Origin of the sequence: Microbulbifer sp. VAAF005 (assembly GCF_030012985.1) — a bacterium.
Lineage (GTDB): Bacteria > Pseudomonadota > Gammaproteobacteria > Pseudomonadales > Cellvibrionaceae > Microbulbifer.
On record NZ_CP120233.1, the window covers coordinates 912,513 to 931,386 of the forward strand.

The window sequence follows — 18,874 nt, forward strand, 5'->3', positions numbered from 1 at the left end:
GGTGCTCACTATCCGTAGGACCATGAGCCATATCTGGATATAGTTTTCACTCATAGTCCTTATCAAACTTACTTAACATCATATTCATGCGGTACATATGTTCACCATCAACAGTTTCATCCTTCTCACCATGAATAATAAATACAGGCCTTTGAAGGTTTTGTGCCAGATATACCGGTGAAATATTCTTCAGAGTGCTACTGTTCTTAACAGTATCTCCAACATTCTCCAGAAACCACTTACTTTAAGCCTCAGTTGCACAGGGTGAGTTCAGGTCGAGATTAATACCTGTGACACCGCCACACTGACTGTACAGCGGAACAACTACTGATGCTTGATAGCCTACATTTGTGTATAATATCCGCCATAACTCATTCCGACTGAACAACTTTTCGAAGAAAAAGTATTGCTTCGGTTACTTACCTCCTTTGCTGCTTGAAATATATTCAAGTATTAAGTTGCCGAAAAGCTGAATAATTGTCAGCCAATAACCAAGCCCATCAAAAACTGAACCAATTTCCTTCCGCATGAAAATACAGCTCATCTTCCGCAGACTCACCCGAGAACGCCCTCTGAAAAAATTTGTGTACCTTGGCATTTTTCTTCACCGACGAATTGGCAAAATAGGAATGTGAGTCCTTAACCCAAGGTGCGTTAGTGAAGTTGATATAGTGAGCGTTTCTAGAATTTAAATTCCTCAGAGAGTGCCCAAGTCGTGCAAGTTGTTCATAGCCAGATTTAATTCTTGACACTCCGAGCGCACGATCATTTTCGTTAATAGTGATAAAACAACGTTTCCGAAACGCAATACGGTCAACCCACAAACTATGATCAAAGTTATTAGTATCAGCTGCTGCCAATATTACATTGTCAAATATCAACCCACCGCCCTCTGTGATTGTGCTCTTCAGCATTTGCTTATAAAGATAATTCCCCATACTGTGAAATAAAGCATTCACAGTAAAAGGGCACTCCTTCTTCAGCAACTTACTGAAAAGCATTTCCTTTCTCTCCGGATTATCTGGATATTTTTCAGAAGCCGCTTTATAAAGTTCACTTCTCCGTGATTCTGTAATGAGGCGCAAGTACTCATGAAATGTATGCAGCGTACGTTCCAGTGCGCAAGTTGATGCTTTTGCGTCACGTTTATCTGATTTATAACTTATAGTTCCGATTATACCTCCACCATTTGCGGGCCAAGAAAATACTATTACAATCACACCGTATTGTTTTTCTATTTTTTTAGCTCGATCTACAATATCGCCCATATCATTGTTATACCCATGCACAAAAAAAGTATATGGGATTTTTTCTCACGTGCTTCTTCTGCAATTTCACAAGCAACTTTCAAACTGACATAGTGATTTTCTTTTGCATCAAGGGGCAATTTATATTTATTGATGAGTAGCTTTGCTTCATCCCGAGTTAAATCATCTGCCAAAAACTCTACGTTCCAACCTCTTTTCTTTTTAGTTATTTTCGCTATCCGCAACTCATTAGGACCTTTTTGATTGACGCTTTTACCAAACTGGTTTAAACCCTTCTTTCTCGCAAGCACTTCACGATTGGTGATAACATACATGCTCTGCTCCTTTGTCAAGGTGAATCAGATAGATCTTTATATAATAGCTTGCCTGTACTCCCTTGAGGCTCTCTTGATTATTAATTGATTCAGTCAAAACGCCTTATACATCAAACTTGCTTTTATCAAACTGCTTTTCCGTTCGCACAATTTAACCTTCCGCTTATTCATGGCAGTTGCAGAATAACTTTATCTCGATATAGATGACAGCGTACACTAAAGCTAATACAACCGACAGCCAAGTATTACTTGTATAATATGAGGCACTAATGCTCTATACTTTGCTTATCTTCAATATAGGAGGATGGGTTAATCAAACTGTCTATCTAAGCTGGAAATATCAAATTTTAAAAGACTTACTGTGTACGCCACTTACAGCAAAGATTAACTATTGATGGGTTTTGAACCTGCCATTACCCACGCCGAAGGAAGGGACTTCGACGTCAACAGAAGCGTAACTATTAATTTTCTAGGAACTAAAGAGTATGCTGGAGAAGGCGCTCAAGCTTAACCGGGGAAGAATTAGTACGATTAATTTTATCTGCCCTACAACGCAGACACGTCTCATCAGCCTTAAAGATCTGTGTCCTACTAGAATACTTAGATATTTAATAGGGAATTGTATGACTTTACGACTCAGAGGTTAGAGCCTCATCTCAGGCAGTTTCATAATAGAGGCTGAATAAGCCTATATTTTATTCAACTTTACCAGGATCCATAAAACGGTCTTTGTGTGGCTTCTCGATACCTCACAATCAAAACTGTTTCGACAAACTACCACTAGAGGGCTTCTGAGCTATCCCGACGGGTGAGTTTGTGGACCACCGCTAATTCATTGGCATCCCAAAAACAGCACAAATGACTATCAGGAACACGGCAATCCACAGCCTGGTAATCTGGACCCCGATCGAGATCCCCAAAATCGATTAGGAGTCCGACAAGGCCGCTTAAAACTAGATTAGTCTAGTTTTATTAGCTTACGACGCTCAACCCAAATGTTTCATATAAAACTGTGCACGTGCGATAACATCATTTCCGTAATCATTACCGGTCGTACCGACATCCATACGTTTAATAGTCTGTACATTACTGACGCCCGAATTATAAGCTACGACAGCTCCCTTCAGAACATCTTTATCTTCCCACTCCGGGCGTTTTTCTTGAACTTGACGACGGAAGCGAACAAATATTTCTGTGGCTTGCTCAATATGGTCAATACTATATGGTCCTCCTCGCGGGTTATGGTGTCGATTATCAACCTGCATAACACCCCACCCGTGTCCCTTATCACCGGTGCCATCTTTGTCCAGGACGTTGCCTGCACGGGACTCGCGACTGGCTAAAGCTGCCAGTAGCGCCGGAGGAACATCAAACTTATCCCCACAGGTACGAAACAGCTCACGAAGGTCAAGCACTCTTTCAAGGTCTGTTCGTGCCATTTTATGAGAAGACGCCACTCCAGAGGGTAGGTTATCTTGACGAGCGGTTCTAGCAGAAGCTCCCTTTGTGCTAGCTGCAGCCAGGGCTAAACTCCATCGATTATTTGTGTGCTTTGCAGCGCCATCATGTGTGACTTCACTGCCTGTACAGAGCTTGCTAAGTACGCCGTCTAAAGCTACTAGGGTAACAGCATCAGTTTCACCAGAGGGAGTTAGGCCCTGGTCAGCCTGAAAGTTCTTGATCGCCTCAGCAGTCTTAGGGCCATAAAATCCACGATATTCTTGATTTTCCCCTAGATCAACCTGATATTTGGGATTGATTGGGGTTAGTTGATTCAAAGCATCATGCAGGGCACCACAACCACCCATGTAATCACCGGTAGGCTCAAGGATCAGCTTTCCTGTGACAACCAGCTTTAAGGTCGTGTCATATGAAAGCAACCTGTGATGGAGGCGCATATTGGACGGAAGCTGGTCAGCTTCACTTTCATCTATATCAGGCTCCGGGAGGTCAAAAAGATCTCGCAATGCCGCGTAGTCAATTTGCATGATACGGGCTTTTGGATGATTTCGGAAAATATCAATACTGGTCTCTCGAATCGCGTCGCCATGTATTTTGTTATTACCAGAAGAACAGTGAATTACGCTTGTGGGCTCACCTCCCTTTACTTCAGTAATAATCCCCATGTGCCCTTGCTTTCTGCCATGATCAGGGTACACATACAGGTCACCGGGTTGCGCCTGGGCTGAAGTGACTAAAGCAAATAAATCATCCCCAACTTCTCCTCCCCCTTCCCAGTAACTACTTGTTTGGAGCCACTTGGCGCTACCTGGCGGAAGCTCTCTAGGGACGCCAATCGACCAAGCCACAAAGCCGGAGCAATCACACTCTGCCACTAACGGATTTAGAGGATTTATGCCCCCTTTTCCCAATTTGTATCGGGTCTTTCTTTCAAGGCAACTCCGAGCTCGCTTGAGTGTAGTTTTCTGGCTGGCTGTTTTTAACAGTTCTTTCCAACCACTCAAATAACTTTCTTTATCCTTCTCCTTATCTGCTCCACCTGCAATCTGTATTGCGCGCGCGATGATTTGAGGTATCTGTGAAATACGTCGATCCCCAGGGCATACCTTACCCCCAGCATTACTCCACTTTTCTCCTCCAGAAATTCGCCCACTGTAATCGTAGCCGGACCAATTACCATCGATACCCTGACGGTGGTAAGCGATCCCCCGTGAGCCGGGTTTGCTGTTAGGGCATTCGACGAGCGGAATATCGTGGGTCTTATGCGCCCATACGCAGATCTTTGCGATGGCTTCGATCTGTTGCTCAGTAAACGCCGGAACAGCATGTCCATCATCAACGTTCCAGTCTCCGAAAGCAGGACCATGATCCTCATTTTCGACTGCAATAACTCGGTAGTTGCCACTTCGATTGGCTGCTGATCGGTAGTCAGTGTCACGGGATTGAATAATTGTGCCATCCGCCTTGGTAGAAAAGTGCGCAGCATGTGCAGGCGCAAATCCCACGATTGTATGCAAACAGACAATATCATGGCGAGTCATCGGGACCTTGCCGTATTCGCGCTCCCGAATAGCACCCGGCATGCGTGCCATAATTTACCTCCAAAATATCGCTAAGTAACGAATAGAGCGGCCGCTAAAGCATTGATGGGAATAGAACCAGGCATTAGCGTAATTCGATGCCATGGTGATTTCAGTATCTGCGTGTATCAAACTTCACACTGTTCGCCTACCGGCAATCCAAGTAATGAGTCCATTCCAGTTTCTTATGGGTAGGAACCACACCATATTTAAAAGATAGCGATATAAATCCTATTGTCCAGGCGACAAAACCTCTTTACCAAGCAATTCCCGCTGAAAATCTTAGGCGGAAAAATCAGATAATATAACCCGATATATTTAACTGTGAGCGGCCCACAATTTACTATTTTACAGACAACTATTACCCCGTATTCTTAGATGCGGCTGTAACTAAACAAATGAAATCGGCTCCATGACAGATTTTTTTATTTATCACCAAATCTCTTTAGACAAACTAACTCACATCCTTTCCTTGGCCAAGTCATTAATACATGCAGGATTTGTACAGTTTCTACTTTCACTAGGAGATATCGTTAACATTTTATCGTAGCCCACCTCCTCTCCACCTTTAAGCAACGCAAGTGTACTGCCATCTAAGATACCCGAGGTATTTTTCATACCAAACTCAGATTGAAAAGCTTTAACAGTCCTTTTACCATTGACACTTAACACATATTCACTCTGCGATGGATCATAAACAATAAAATCCTTTAAATTGCCTTCCCTCCCCATTTTTTCTAACGCCAAAAAAATAGAATTAGGACATTTTGCCTTAATATTTTCTTTGATGTTTCACCCCCTCTTTCAAGTCTGGCTAAAATTTCATTATATTCAAATGCTGCGGGACCAAATTCTTTGTCTTCATATAATTTATTTGCTCTTCTGACTAGCACACTCCTCCCCTCATTTACCGTATTAGAAAACAAATCACCACTCTTGTACTCTTCTGCAAGATCTAATACACAAGGAGATTGAAAGCAAGACCTATCGCTACTACTTTCCTCTAAATCTTTACGCTCACTTTCACTCCACAGAGTGTGGCTATTGAGCTTTCCGGAGATTTTCTTTAGAACATTTTTACCTATCACCCCAATTTTACCAGATAAGTCATTGTCTGCCTTATACTTCTCCACAATATATTCCCCATACTTTGTTAACACTAACCTTTTCTGCTTAGGGTCAAAAATAACGGCTTCCTCCACCTGATCATGGACTCCATATTTTGAGCCAGATACAGCCTTTAGAAACATTATCAAAACATTTTGCCTAGCCCGCAAAGCATTTTCTTCATCTCGATCACCGACTTTCACCGCAAACTCATTATAGGTAAGAGCAGCCTTCCCATATTCTTTATCATTGAAGTATCTATTTGCCCTTATTTTCAGATTTCCAAGGGCCTCTTTAGAGGCAACGACTATAGTTGTTCCCTTTTCCCCTTCACAACTCGCCTCCTCATCTTTATACCTCCGAGGATGTGGATCAACTTTAATCTTTGTGCGAGGTATACACTTCTCTCCCGACAAAGATCCATCATCTCTAGTTGTAAGTTCCACCTCCTCTTTATCACCATCATTTTTCCTTCTAGTTATAGTCACATCACTTTGAACCCCTTCTCGATCAGCGTCTTCAACTTGAATATCATGCTTACCTTTATCCTTACCCAGGGATAAACTTGAAAAGAGTATTAACACTACAAATATTCCCAACAAAAAATAGAACCTAAACTGCATGCCTACCTCACAATACGATCAAATAGCCACCAATTAAAGCCAGAGGAATTAGTTTTCAACCATTGCCTTTTTCATTACCATTTTTAAAAAGCACAAACAAATAGAAAAATACTACAATGACAATGGCAATTAGAAAAAAATGATTATGCTCCCCTCATGAGTAATTAATCCTGTCTCCCAGTTTGGGGTCCTTAAATATATTGGCCCTGACGACTCCTTAACGGTCAACAACAACTGATACGATGAGTCTTTCTTGTCTTTTGGAGCACTATTTGTTCTCACCTTAACGATATATTTCGCAGTCGGATTTAATGTTACTGTTGCAGACTCCCAGTAATCAACTGTGCAATACGAGACATTCTTTTCATTGAGATTAGTATGTTGGTCTGGCGCTTCCGTCCAGCTCTTAATGTCATACCCCCTCTAGACTTAATAACAAACTTAACATCTTTAACCCAATTCACTTTAGAAATATTTGTTATTTGAAACTTATGAATAATGTCATCATCTTTGTTAGAGTGCTTCCTTATACCATCAGATTTTGTTTTGTTATCATCACAGAAATCCCAAATCTTCTCTTTAGCGCCATCAGAATCATCGCGACCCTTTTTTTCTGGCCTGCAATCCTCTGTGTAAGTAATATTAGCGCCATAAGAGTCATCGCGACCTTCTTTTTCTGGCCTGCAATCCTCTGTGTACTCTGTGTATGTAATAATCGGTTGATTTAATGTTCTACTTGCAAGATGATTTGCAGCCCAGCCAAATGAAGCTAAGACTATTAAAAACAAAAATGGGGCTTCTTTCTGTCGAATAATCCTAATCATTAATTAAATCTACCGTCAGAATCGATTTAGCTACATCTCCCTTAAATTCAGTTCAGATATCTCAACTCCGGAAACACTATATTTTGGCCAAACATCCTTCACTCATTTAAGTTAAGAATTTATTTCTTTCAACACCTGCCTTCTCGAAAAAAACAACAAATAAATAGACAACACTGAAATCTAAATAATGAAATTTATTGTAGCTAAAAATAAGAAGACAGCCTTACTTAAATATATATGATAAGGTTTTTTTCACATAAAAGAATATTCGAAAAAATTCTTAACGTTAACGAATGAATTTCCGAAAATATATAAATGCGGGCACCCCAACCTTATTCTATCCAGAGCTCAACTGGCTCTTTCAAAGCCCTAGAAAACTCTCACAGTGCGGCTACAACTAAAGATCTTAATTGAATGATTACTGCATCTAAAATCTCAATAAATAAAAATATAAATTTTAAGTGTTAAGCCCAAGCCCCAAACATTCAAGATGCTCTGCAACCTTTGCCCTAGTAGATCCTTCTATTATAGGAGACTTTTAAAACTCACGCTTTCTCAATTTCATTGCTCTACAACCTCCATGAATCAGCGCTATCTCACACAAAATTTAATTTACAGGGTCGCTCTACAGTACATTTCAATACTAGATGACTCTCCATTCACATTCTGAGTCATACCTTTAGAAATAGCATACAGCTCTTGCTTTTTTAATGTACAGAACTATTTTTTTTATGATATCCAATCAAAGAGGAATCGAAAGTACTCTGGGTATAAACTTCAAGTTCAGTTAAGATCAATATGAGTATGGTACAAACGCTTATTGGCAAGTATTAGAATCGTACTATCTACCTCCTTATTAGACCTTAAATCGCCTACAGTCAACCTAAACTTTCAATACCGGAGGCTAGCAATTACTTTTCTACCGGAAAATTCATATACTATAATTTTTCTGCTACTTACCCTTATGTTAATACGTTTGCCTAGCTGCCAACTGTGTACTCTCTATTACACTAGCCACCCTTCATAGATGACAGAACCTTACGATATATCACTACTTCTAACTAAAGGTTCTTTGGCGATTCCTCCGAAGAATCATTTTTTAATTTCCCCCAAAGTCCCATCTACAGCACATATGCAATGGAATAACAAACTATTTTCACAAGTATATTTATATTCCATAAACCCTCAGCCAATCGAGAGTCTATCCCATTAAGCAGACACTCACTTTTTTGATAGGGAAAGTAAAAGTAAGAATTATAACCTCAACAAACCAGTTGAAGACAGGCTCACTTGTAATCCCAAAACTCAATTTCAACTTGGACACATCCATATTCAAGCTAATAAAGGATAAAACTTATCAATTATTGGCTCACCTACCTTCAACCTCCAAGCAGGCTTATCAACTACATACTAAAATAAACGTATGTGTTTAAGTATTTCCATGTATATAAGCTAATATGGTGGGAGCTATGAAGTCAAAAAAGGGCAAAAACCAAGACAATAAGAAAACCTTATGCGCTTTACCTGAAGTGCCAATTAAAAAATTGAGCAAGAAAATTGGCAAACACAGAGAGTCACTCATACGCCTCAATGAGAAGAAATGGACAAACGGAACAGTACTTCACTACTATTTTTTTGAAAATCCAGCTTCATGGCGTGGTGACTCCACCCAAAAGGATGTTGTTCGCAAAGCTTTTTTAGAATGGAAAAACCTGGGGATAGGATTGGATTTCTCTGAAGTTTTTTCGCCTGAAGAGGCAGAAATTCGCATTTCATTTGATTATAATCAAGGCTCATATTCTTATGTTGGAAGAGACAATATAAATATAGAAGAAGCTAAGGACCCCAAATTTAATACCATGAATTTTGGGTGGGATCTTACTGAAACACATGGATATGATACAGCCCTACATGAAATAGGACATGCCCTAGGGTTTTCACACGAACATCAAAACCCAATGTCTGGGATTGTGTGGAACAAGCAAGCCGTTCTTGAGTATTTTTCGGGGGAGCCTAACTATTGGGATGAAGAAGCAATTCATTATAACATTCTTAACAAGCTGTACACACATGAGGTTAGCGGTTCAAAATGGGATAAAGATTCTATTATGCACTATCCTTTTGATCCTGGACTAATATTAAAACCTAACAAGTACCAGAGAAAACCCCTTATCCCTGCTCCAGGTTTGTCACCTACAGATATTAAAGAAGCACTTCGTTTTTACCCGGCTTTAGACTCTAATTTGATAGAGTTGAAGCCTTGGGAATCTCATCGCATTAAAATACTTCCATGCGAACAATCGAACTTTTTAATTAAACCTGAATATAGCCGAGAATATACTATACAGACATTCGGGAATGCCGATACAGCATTAGTTTTATTTGAAAAAACAGGTGATGATTGCATTTATTACAAAGGCGATGATGATAGCGGCACATCACTTAATGCTAAATTAAACGTACGTTTGGTACGTGGTCGCAGCTATGTATTGCGTGTAAGGTTAAATTATATAGAAACATTAGGTGAAGCTGCATTGATGCTAACCTAGCTCGCCATTTATATTTTATTAGTGAGCCTTTCCCTATTCGGCCTTGCATACATATAAGCTAATCCCAGCGAAAGAAAATTAATTTCAACCCATTTTTTGCAGCAGATCCCTACCCATGCTTCATAAAAGTGATAAATAATATGTTAATTAACGCAAAGCAGACCCACCTGAAGAGGAAAAATATCTTATGAGGTATCTCAAGCCTAAAGTCATAAATAACTCATCACGATCCACACTAATAGTCACATTATCAAACACAAGATCTGATCGCTCAATCTAACAGAAGAGCTCGGTAATATCTCTAGGGATGACAAGATAACGTATATATCGAGTGATACTTTCTAGCAATAAATGGGAGCTGCCTCAGGTGACGACATCGATACCTTTCTGAAAAAAATCTGCAAGCATTCAGCCACAAGTATAACAGATTTACATTATATAAATTGTATCTAAGTTCTGTAATAGTTGCAGGTCAATACTTCATACATTTCGCCATTCGTTTGCCACCAAACTTCTGCGTGCTGGTACTGATATACGCAATATCCAGGAACTACTCGGCCACAACGATATCAGTACAACCATGATTTACACCCATGTTATAGGCGTACATGAGCGCGGTGTTACCAGCCCTCTTGACTAATTTCGGCCCCCGGCAGCTATGCCTTTGGGTGGTAGCTGGCTTTAGGCCAAGCCTTGTTGATTTCATCCACCTAAAATTTCACCTTAAAGAGTTCCCAGGTAATGCCAATAATGTCAGATCTGCGATAATTATATTGTTAATTACTACCACTCGCCCCAGCTTCCAGCTGCTTCTGTACCTTATCCAAATTAAAAGATCCGGGTACCTGGCTGGGTGGATATTCTTTCATAGTTTGCAAAAATTTTGATGCGAGCTGCTGCATAGGGACTAAAACAAAAGCACGATCAATAAACCAGTCGTTGTAGGTATTCGAGTTGTGTTGGGCTTTTTCAAAAGGATCTTGCCTCAAATTGAACAATAGTGGCACTCGTAATTCAGTAAAGGGCTCTCGCCAGACTTCAAAACCCCGCCCGCGATTTTCCAGGAAAATAGCCTTCCAGGGTTCGTAGCGCATAGCTACAATTTGGCCGTCATCATTTACGTAGATAAATTCTTTTCTTGGTGAAAGTTTTGCTTTGCCGGTGAAGTAATCCATCATGTTGTAGCCATCAACATAATTTCTGTACTCGCGACCATTGAGCTCGACCCCTTCCTTGAGCTGTTCCTTGATATTCGGGTTCCCCCGGCCGCAGCGAGAGTCGGCAGCCAGTCTTCATGGGAGACAATACCTGTCAGCGTAGTGCCCGCTGGAAATTTGCCCGGCCAGCGCACGAAAGCTGGCACCCTATAAGCTCCTTCCCAATTGGAATTTTTCTCACTGCGAAATGGCGTAGTTGCAGCATCTGGCCAGGTATTGAAGTGGGGGCCGTTGTCTGTGGAATAAAACACGATGGTATTGTCGGTGATATCCAGGCGATCGAGCACACTTAGCAGCTTTCCTACCAGGATGTCATGCTCAACCATGCCATCCATATACTCATTGCTGTTGGGGCCCGCAAGGTTTGTGTGCTCCTCTCTGACATGAGTGCGAAAGTGCATCCGGGTGGCGTTCCACCAGACAAAGAATGGGGTCTTAGCCGCGTGTGCACGTTCGATAAAGTCGATAGCTGCCGCTAGGGTTTCATCATCGATGGTTTCCATCCGTTTCTTGGTAAGGGGGCCGGTATCTTCGATTGGTCCGCCGGCCTTGGCCTTAATCACTCCTCTGGGGCCAAACTTCTTGCGGAATTCAGGGTCTTTGGGATAGTCCCGGTTCTCAGGCTCTTCCTCCGCATTCAAGTGATAGAGATTGCCAAAAAATTCATCAAAACCATGGTTGATGGGCAGGTGTTCGTCCCTATCCCCTTGGTGGTTTTTACCAAACTGGCCGGTGGCATAACCCAGGCTTTTCATTACTGTGGCGATAGTGGCATCACTCTTCTGCCAACCCTCTTTGGCACCTGGAAGCCCCACCTTAGTCATGCCGGTGCGCACTGGGACATTACCCGCTAAAAACGCCGCGCGGCCTGCTGTGCACGATTGCTGGCCGTAGTAGTCGGTAAAAGAAAGGCCTTCTACCGCCAGCCGGTCAATATTGGGCGTGGTGTAGCCCATCATACCGCGACTGTTGAAGCTGATATTCCAGATGCCAATATCATCTCCCCAGATCACCAAAATATTGGGTTTGGTCTGTGCGAATAGGCTACCAGGGGAAAGGAATACAGCAGCCAGTACAACCAAAAGGAACTGTCGGAGACGGGATCGGGAGATCAGGAGCATTACACACCTCGATATTGGCAGGCTCAATACACCGCTTTAAGACTAGTCCTGGTAGGCGGGAACTTGAGGAATCAACGGCCCCTGGCTTGATTGATCCTTCTCTTCTGGCGGAAACACCGTCCGCCAGTCCTTCGCCATATCTACCACTAACCAGCTATTTGCCTTAGCGGCTTGTAGCGCTTTGTCCAGGCGCCCCACTGAGGAGTTCTTATCGTATGCCCATTCTCTTTTGGCATCGGTATGATGAATCAGCATGGCAAAACGCGGCCCCTTGGCGGCGGTGGTCCATTCCAGCATTTGTAAATCACCATCGGAATTGCCTGCGGCAAAAACTGGCCTCCGGCCAATCACGTCATTGATTGCGATAGGCTTCCCCTGTTTATCGGTGAGGAAGGCCAGTTCATCTAATTTCACGATATAGGGATGCCCACCCCCATTTTCATAGCGAGACTTTAGGCGACTGCCGATAACCTGCTCTGGTGGGATTCCATATAACTCCTGGGAAAACACTCGGATAAAATCAGTGCCGCCCCCCGAAACAATGTAGGTTTTAAAACCATTTGCTCTTAAGTATTCCAGCAACTCCAGCATGGGCTGGAACACCATCGCACTGTAGTGTTTGCCAGTTTCCGGGTTCTTAGCACTCTTGAGCCATTGGGCAACAGAGTGCTGGAAGGCATCCGTACTCAATCCCGCATGAGTCGCAGTAAGCATTACTTCCAAACCTTCCCTGCCTCGCCCCAACAGGTTTGATAAATTGCCCTTTAGAATCGAAGCGAATGGCTCTTGGGTTTTCCACTCTGGGTGTTGGGGCGATAGCCTTTTAACCTCATCAGCGGCATAGAGAAGCTGGAAGTACACGGGCTTCTCGGACCAGAGGGTGCCATCATTATCAAATACCGCAATACGTTCACCGACAGGTATAAAGTCGGCGCTGTCCTTACGGGTAACCTTGTCAACAAAGGCCATAATTTGGGCTTTAACGCCATCTTGCCAGGATGGCAAGGGAGAACTGAGTGCCGGTAAGCTGATTACCAAAACCAGCAATAGACACCCTCGGCTCAGGACAACCCTAAATTTCCAATCCAGCATTCTGGCCCTCTCACAAAATGACATTTACGGCACATGAACTAATCTTTTGGCCTAGGGAGCCTCTGAATAACTCCCTAAGATAAGAACTCATCACAATAAAAAAACCGTGATAAATATAGCTGGCACTAGCCTCCTCCAAATCAGCCTTATCTGTCTCGTACTGGTGGCCTGTAGTGACGAAGAGCCGGTTGATACCCAACCTCTCAAGCGCCAGGATGAAGCAATCAGCTCAGAAGCCACTTTCGTGGGCTCCGCGCAATGCGCCCTATGCCACAAAGAAGAGGCCGGTGCCTGGCAAGGTTCCCACCACCAGCTAGCAATGCAGGCCGCCAATAGCGACAGCGTTCTAGGTGATTTCTCCGGGGTGGCATTTGAATATCAGGGGCAGAAATCTCACTTCTATCAAAAGGAAGGGCGCTATTACGTACGCACTGATGGGCCCAATGGAGACCTTCAGGACTATCCCCTTGCCTATACATTTGGTGTCCACCCTTTACAGCAATACTTGATTGATTTGGGAGGCGGACATTTTCAGGCACTGAGTATTGCTTGGGACAGCCGGGACAAATCTGCTGGTGGCCAGCGCTGGTTCCATCTCTATCCCGATCAAGCGATAGACCATCAACATCCCCTGCACTGGACCGGCATAAACCAGAATTGGAACTTTATGTGTTCCGACTGCCATTCCACCAATCTGCAAAAGGCCTATAACCTACAAACCGATAGCTACCAGACATCCTGGTCAGAGATCAGTGTTGGTTGCGAATCCTGTCATGGCCCGGGATCGAGACACCTTCAGTGGGCAAAAACACAGAATGAGACATTGCAGAATAAAGGGCTTGCCCCACATCTTATTGACCCAACCCAACAGCTCCGGGAAATGGATCTGCAAACGGGGATTGCCAAGCTTGCGCCATCGGCAGCCATCCAGCGTGAAATAACAACTTGCGCCCAGTGCCATTCTCGGCGGAGTACCCATTTACCGGGGGCGCAGGCTAACAGCGAATTACTGGATCATTTCAACCTTACACTTCTGCAAGAGCCTCTCTACCACGCAGATGGCCAGGCCGATGGCGAGGTATTCGTATACGGATCGTTTCTGCAAAGCAAAATGTACGCAGCAGGTGTTACCTGTGGCCACTGTCATAACCCCCACAGCCTACAACTGAGAACAGCTGGTGATGCAGTTTGTGCCCAGTGCCATATGCCGGCGCGATTTGCCCGTACTGACCACCATCTGCACCCAACTCAAAGCCCCGGTGCCCGCTGCACAAACTGCCATATGCCGGAGAAAAATTTCATGCAGGTGGATGGACGTCGGGATCACAGTTTCCGCGTTCCCCGACCCGACCTTTCCAAGGCGCTGGGCACCCCCAATACTTGCAACAGCTGCCATCAAGATAAATCGAGCCAGTGGGCGGCGAAAATACTGGAAGACAAATACGGCTCACCTCCCCCTCACTACGGGCAGACATTGCACGCAGCTATGCGCGGGGATAGCGAGGCCGATAAGATGTTAATGGACCTTATTCAGGACAGCAGTCAACCGGAGATTGTCCGGGCCAGCGCAATCCGTTTGTTACCGCGCTACCTGACGATAAATTCCGCTCAGTTACTCCAACAAATTGCCCAGGGCGAAGAACCCTTATTAAACCTGGCCCTTGCGCAGTCTCTGGATGAACTACCAGAGCAATTGCGACTGATGATCGGTGTACCGCTGCTTTTCAGTAAAATGGCCGTAACAAGGTCGCTGGCTGCCAATGGCGTTACCGATGCTCAGATCGGGACTATGCCCGCGCAAGTACAGCAGCAATACTCAAAGGCCCTTAAAACCTATACCACCTCAGAATTATTCAACAGCGACCGGCCGGAATCCCTGGTAAACCTAGGCAACCTCCATTTCCGGAGAGGAAATACGCAACAAGCGGAAGCCTTCTATCGCCGGGCAATAACCAAGGCCTCCTACTACACACCCGCCTATATCAACTTGGCCGACCTTTACCGGGCAAGTGGACGTGAAACCGACGCGGAATTATTACTTAGAGGAGCACTATCGAAGAGTGAGGATATCGCCGTAATCCAACATGCCTTAGGCCTTTCCCTGGTTCGCCAGAACCGCCACCAGGAGGCAATGGGTTTTCTAAAGGCGGCGGCTGAGCATGAGCAAACCCAGAGTCGCTATCTCTACGTATATGCCATAGCCGTTCACTCGGAAGGCAACAGCGAACTCGCCCTGGATATTCTAGAAGACGGCTATCACCAGTTTCCGCAGGACCTGGATATTTTGCGGGCATTAATTTCTATTAGCAGGGAATCCGGCAAGCGGGAAATCGCACAAAAATATGAAGCACTTTTAGCCAGCAAACGCTAAAAATCATAATAGAGACTTAACCTAAGAAGCCTTTCAGTAGGCAGCAGACCAAATTCACAGGACTCACAGCCCCGGAAAAACTGGGCTTGCAGTCGAGTACTAAAATGCTCAGTCCAGTTCTGAATCAATTCCAGGTTGTGGTACTGGCTCTTGTCATCCAGGTTGTATTGCACACTCTGACGATATTGAAACTTCTTATCCAGCCGGGTGTTACCCCACATCAAGAACAAATACTCTTGCCGTAGTTGTCCGGTAGATAAAAGGTGAAAACTTTCGGACAGAAATGAAATCGCCTCATAAACCCGCGCGCTGTTCAATCCGTTCTTTGCACTATCTACCTGCGTTTGAACCAAATCCCACTCGTCATCATCGAATCCATGCTGATTATACAGATACTCCGCAGTAACATCCCATCCCCCATTAAAACTGAGCTGAGTGCCAACCACCAGCTTCAAATAACCATCCTCCTCTGCTGGAAAATAGGAGAGTTCGCCCGGCTGCGGTAACTCCCGCTGATGTTCCCAAGCCCCCTCCAACCTGAGTGTGGCACTGTCTCCAGCCAAAGTACTCAACCCGAGAGCGACATTGGTTGCCTCCCCCTCTATCTGATGTAATACCAAACGGGTATCCAAGTCACCTTCACGATTCACCACGAGAGCGTACTGAAACTCATGGTCATTTACGCTAGTGTCAAAGTGACCATCCAGATCACCCTCAACCTGAGACATATAAATGCCGGTGTTCCAGCGACCATAGCGGAAATCGAGATGGGCCATATCCCAGCCCAGTTGCTGGGTAAGCTCATCGGCATCCAGATTGGGGCGATCAAATGTGGCTTTTAAAAGATTTGCTGGAGACCAGTTGTAACCGTTGCTCCACTGAGGTTTTATCCGACCGACGTTAATACCAAACCTTCGGTTATCAGTGTAAGAAGAGAAATACCCCTCTAGCAGATGGGATTCTGTCTCTTTTTCAGATGTTCCAGCCTCATTAGACCGATAGTGCTCTATCGCCGCAAACCGCGAGTAAACTGAGAAGTGTGCTCCCAGGGAAAACTGGCCACTGAGATCCAGAGCAAGCAAAGACTCTTGTTCATCAAAGACAAACAGACCCGGATCGAAATAGGGATCATCCCGAATTTCATTCTGCTGGTGATACCCCAGTAGCGAAGCATCAATATCCCAAACAACTCGAGAAAGCCCTTCCTCAGTGCTCACTTCATCGAAAAGTTCCGAGTTGGTCTCGAAAGGATCTTGATAGTCTTCGGCACTGGCAACTTTTTCAGCAAAAGCGAGAGGAAGGAGTACAAATGGGAGAATTTTCCTGATTCTGATAACCATTACCGACTCACCTCAGTTCAGCCTGCCAAGGGAGCCTTTTTGGAAAATTGCCGGGTCCAGGCTCTCAAGACGATAGTCATCGAACTTCATCCAGGTATAACTTTCGTCAATGAGTGCATCCACCAAGAGTAATTTATGCAGTTTCAACTCGCCTTCAAACTGCTTGAACTCTTTATAGTGCGCTGTTTTAAGGAGGCGCCCGGAGCGAGTATAAAACTCCCCCTTTAAAGGCAGGTTTCCCTCAGCCTGTGCCATCCATATTTTTACTTTGTCATAGGCAACTCCAGAGGATTTTGCCGATAAATACAGCACCCAGTAATCTTCCCCATCAACAGTTTCCTGCCCTTGCAGCTCTGCGGTGTAATCCCGGGAGAAATTTGCCCCCACTACATCACCGTTACTGGTCTCGCCTATTAATCGCTGTGAGGGCGCAATCCGGATAACCCTGCGCGTACCGGGAATATAGAGCCACATATTGGCGCTCTCTTTTAGCATTGCCCTGCCCTTTTCCCGGGCGGGCGCCAAAAATTGGATCAGTGATTGCTCATTAAATACTTTGACACTGAGCTTATTGGTGCGGGGCTCCTTGTCCTTTTTATAGCTGATATTGGTGATATCAAAGCTAAAGCCCTGATTCCTGAACCCGCGAAAGTCATCCAGCTTATTAACCAGTGACTCAGCCGAAACCGATGCATAACTTGAGTAGCTAAACAACAAGCAGGCTATCGCCAACACCCACCCATAAAAAGAATTCAACTTATACATAGAAGACCCAAATCAAGTAAACCTAAGTGCTTTTACTACCGGCAGCCGGGATGCTTTTATCGCTGGATAAAGGCTGGAAACAAGTGAAATACAAAAACCCAACAGGAATGTTTTCAATAAGATATCCGGCACGACAAACACACGGATAGGATAATCCTGGGTACTGCCCGGTGGCCGAGGCATCATCCATTCGGCATAGGTAATTCCCTTGGCTGCCAGTGCACCAATCAGTAGCCCCAGCAAACTTCCGATCAAACCGAGAAATACCGACTCTAGTAAAATCAGGTTTACAACCTGCCGGGGAGTACCGCCCATGGCTCGGATAGTACCCAGCTCACGGGTACGCTCCATTACTGCCATCAACATGGTATTGGAAATACTCAACGCGACGATTACCAACACAATGACGGTAATAAAACCAAAAACTCCGTTAAACAGGCCAACAACCTGATGATAGTAACCCGCCAGTTCTTCCCAGCTTTTTATTTCTAGGTTCAAATTGTTCTGCTCAAAGACACTGGCCAGAGTCGCAATTGAGGTAGATGTAAGTTCGGTCTCCTCCAGTAAAACCACTAGCCGTGTAATATCTGACGTATAGAGCAGTTCCTGGGCCAGAGGCAAATTCACCCTGAGCAAGCGATCATCCAGTTCCTTAACACCGGTTGTGATTACCCCCATCACCTGTACATCGACAGCATTGATTGCTCCATCCTGGGTGCTTGCCAACAGGGTCAAGTAGTCCCCAATCTGAACATCCAGAGCATTGAACAAGTCTTCTCCAAGGTGGGCAGCAGAAATATCCTCTGGAAATAGATCGTCCCCTTGAACAATCTGAATTGCAGAGGAAAGCATCACTTCTTTCTCCGCATCGATACCAATTCCAGTGATGGCTATCGATTGCTTGCCATCACTAAGCAGGCCATTGAAATTAAGGCGTGGTGCTACCACCAGTGTATCGGTTTCGTTTTCTACCAGCTCGGAAATCTTTTTGAGATCCCCATCAGCAATCAGGTATTTTTCCGGTTCCGCTTTGCCAAACTGGTTGTAACCTTTGGCATAGATTTGTATATGACCAAGCTGCGAGCGGATCATACTCTCCCGCATCCCCTCATACATCGACTGTACAAAACCGCCAAAAATAATCAGGCTGGTACAACCGAAAACGATCGCAGCCAAGGTAATCAGGCTGCGGCGCCCGTTACGCATAATATTCAGCAGTGCAACTTTCCAACCCAAGCCCAT

The 18,874-nt window shown here is 44.4% G+C and carries 12 protein-coding genes and 2 pseudogenes; 3 read left to right on the forward strand and 11 right to left on the reverse strand.

What is annotated here, in order from left to right; all coding sequences use genetic code 11:
- Positions 1-500 precede the first annotated feature (500 nt).
- From P0078_RS03980 to P0078_RS04005, 6 genes are all read right to left on the reverse strand, one after another.
- Positions 501-1,268, reverse strand: a complete 768-nt coding sequence (locus P0078_RS03980; RefSeq protein ID WP_282933186.1) for an alpha/beta hydrolase — start codon at positions 1,266-1,268, stop codon at positions 501-503.
- Positions 1,253-1,582 (reverse strand): hypothetical protein, encoded by a 330-nt coding sequence (locus P0078_RS03985; protein ID WP_282933187.1) that lies wholly within the window; start codon positions 1,580-1,582, stop codon positions 1,253-1,255. Before P0078_RS03985 ends, P0078_RS03980 begins: the two co-directional genes overlap by 16 nt.
- A 986-nt stretch (positions 1,583-2,568) precedes the next feature.
- Complete coding sequence (locus P0078_RS03990) at positions 2,569-4,635, reverse strand: peptidoglycan-binding protein (protein ID WP_282933188.1); 2,067 nt, start codon at positions 4,633-4,635, stop codon at positions 2,569-2,571.
- Positions 4,636-5,082: 447 nt separating this feature from the next.
- A complete protein-coding gene (locus P0078_RS03995) occupies positions 5,083-5,355 on the reverse strand; it encodes a hypothetical protein (RefSeq protein WP_282933189.1) in 273 nt (90 codons plus the stop codon).
- Between the two features lie 5 nt (positions 5,356-5,360).
- A complete protein-coding gene (locus P0078_RS04000) occupies positions 5,361-6,332 on the reverse strand; it encodes a hypothetical protein (protein WP_282933190.1) in 972 nt (323 codons plus the stop codon).
- 335 nt (positions 6,333-6,667) lie between these two features.
- Positions 6,668-7,177 carry a hypothetical protein gene (locus tag P0078_RS04005; protein WP_282933191.1) on the reverse strand — a complete coding sequence of 170 codons (510 nt, stop codon included), beginning with the start codon at positions 7,175-7,177 and terminating at the stop codon, positions 6,668-6,670.
- A 1,469-nt stretch (positions 7,178-8,646) separates the two neighbouring features.
- On the opposite strand from P0078_RS04005, the gene P0078_RS04010 reads away from it, so the two are divergent.
- The gene (locus P0078_RS04010) at positions 8,647-9,726 is read left to right on the forward strand and encodes a M12 family metallopeptidase (protein WP_282933192.1); all 1,080 of its coding nucleotides are present in this window, start codon (positions 8,647-8,649) and stop codon (positions 9,724-9,726) included.
- 481 nt (positions 9,727-10,207) lie between these two features.
- Positions 10,208-10,366, forward strand: a pseudogene (locus tag P0078_RS04015) (tyrosine-type recombinase/integrase); the annotation flags it as partial.
- A 136-nt stretch (positions 10,367-10,502) separates the two neighbouring features.
- Here P0078_RS04015 and P0078_RS04020 read toward each other — a convergent pair.
- A pseudogene (locus P0078_RS04020) lies at positions 10,503-12,064 on the reverse strand (arylsulfatase).
- Positions 12,065-12,106: 42 nt separating this feature from the next.
- A complete protein-coding gene (locus P0078_RS04025; protein ID WP_282933193.1) occupies positions 12,107-13,156 on the reverse strand; it encodes an HAD family hydrolase in 1,050 nt (349 codons plus the stop codon).
- A gap of 106 nt (positions 13,157-13,262) precedes the next feature.
- On the opposite strand from P0078_RS04025, the gene P0078_RS04030 reads away from it, so the two are divergent.
- Positions 13,263-15,527: a multiheme c-type cytochrome gene (locus P0078_RS04030; RefSeq protein ID WP_282933194.1), complete on the forward strand. Its 2,265-nt coding sequence runs from the start codon at positions 13,263-13,265 to the stop codon at positions 15,525-15,527.
- Here the strand turns inward: P0078_RS04030 and P0078_RS04035 are convergent.
- The 3 genes from P0078_RS04035 to P0078_RS04045 are packed head-to-tail and all read right to left on the reverse strand — an operon-like array spanning position 15,524 to position 18,874.
- Positions 15,524-16,867, reverse strand: a complete 1,344-nt coding sequence (locus P0078_RS04035) for a hypothetical protein (protein WP_282933195.1) — start codon at positions 16,865-16,867, stop codon at positions 15,524-15,526. The genes P0078_RS04030 and P0078_RS04035 overlap by 4 nt on opposite strands.
- Before the next feature lie 12 nt (positions 16,868-16,879).
- Complete coding sequence (locus P0078_RS04040; protein ID WP_282933196.1) at positions 16,880-17,632, reverse strand: outer membrane lipoprotein-sorting protein; 753 nt, start codon at positions 17,630-17,632, stop codon at positions 16,880-16,882.
- Positions 17,633-17,644: 12 nt separating this feature from the next.
- Entirely contained in the window at positions 17,645-18,874 is a 1,230-nt protein-coding gene (locus P0078_RS04045) for an ABC transporter permease (RefSeq protein WP_282933197.1), read from the reverse strand.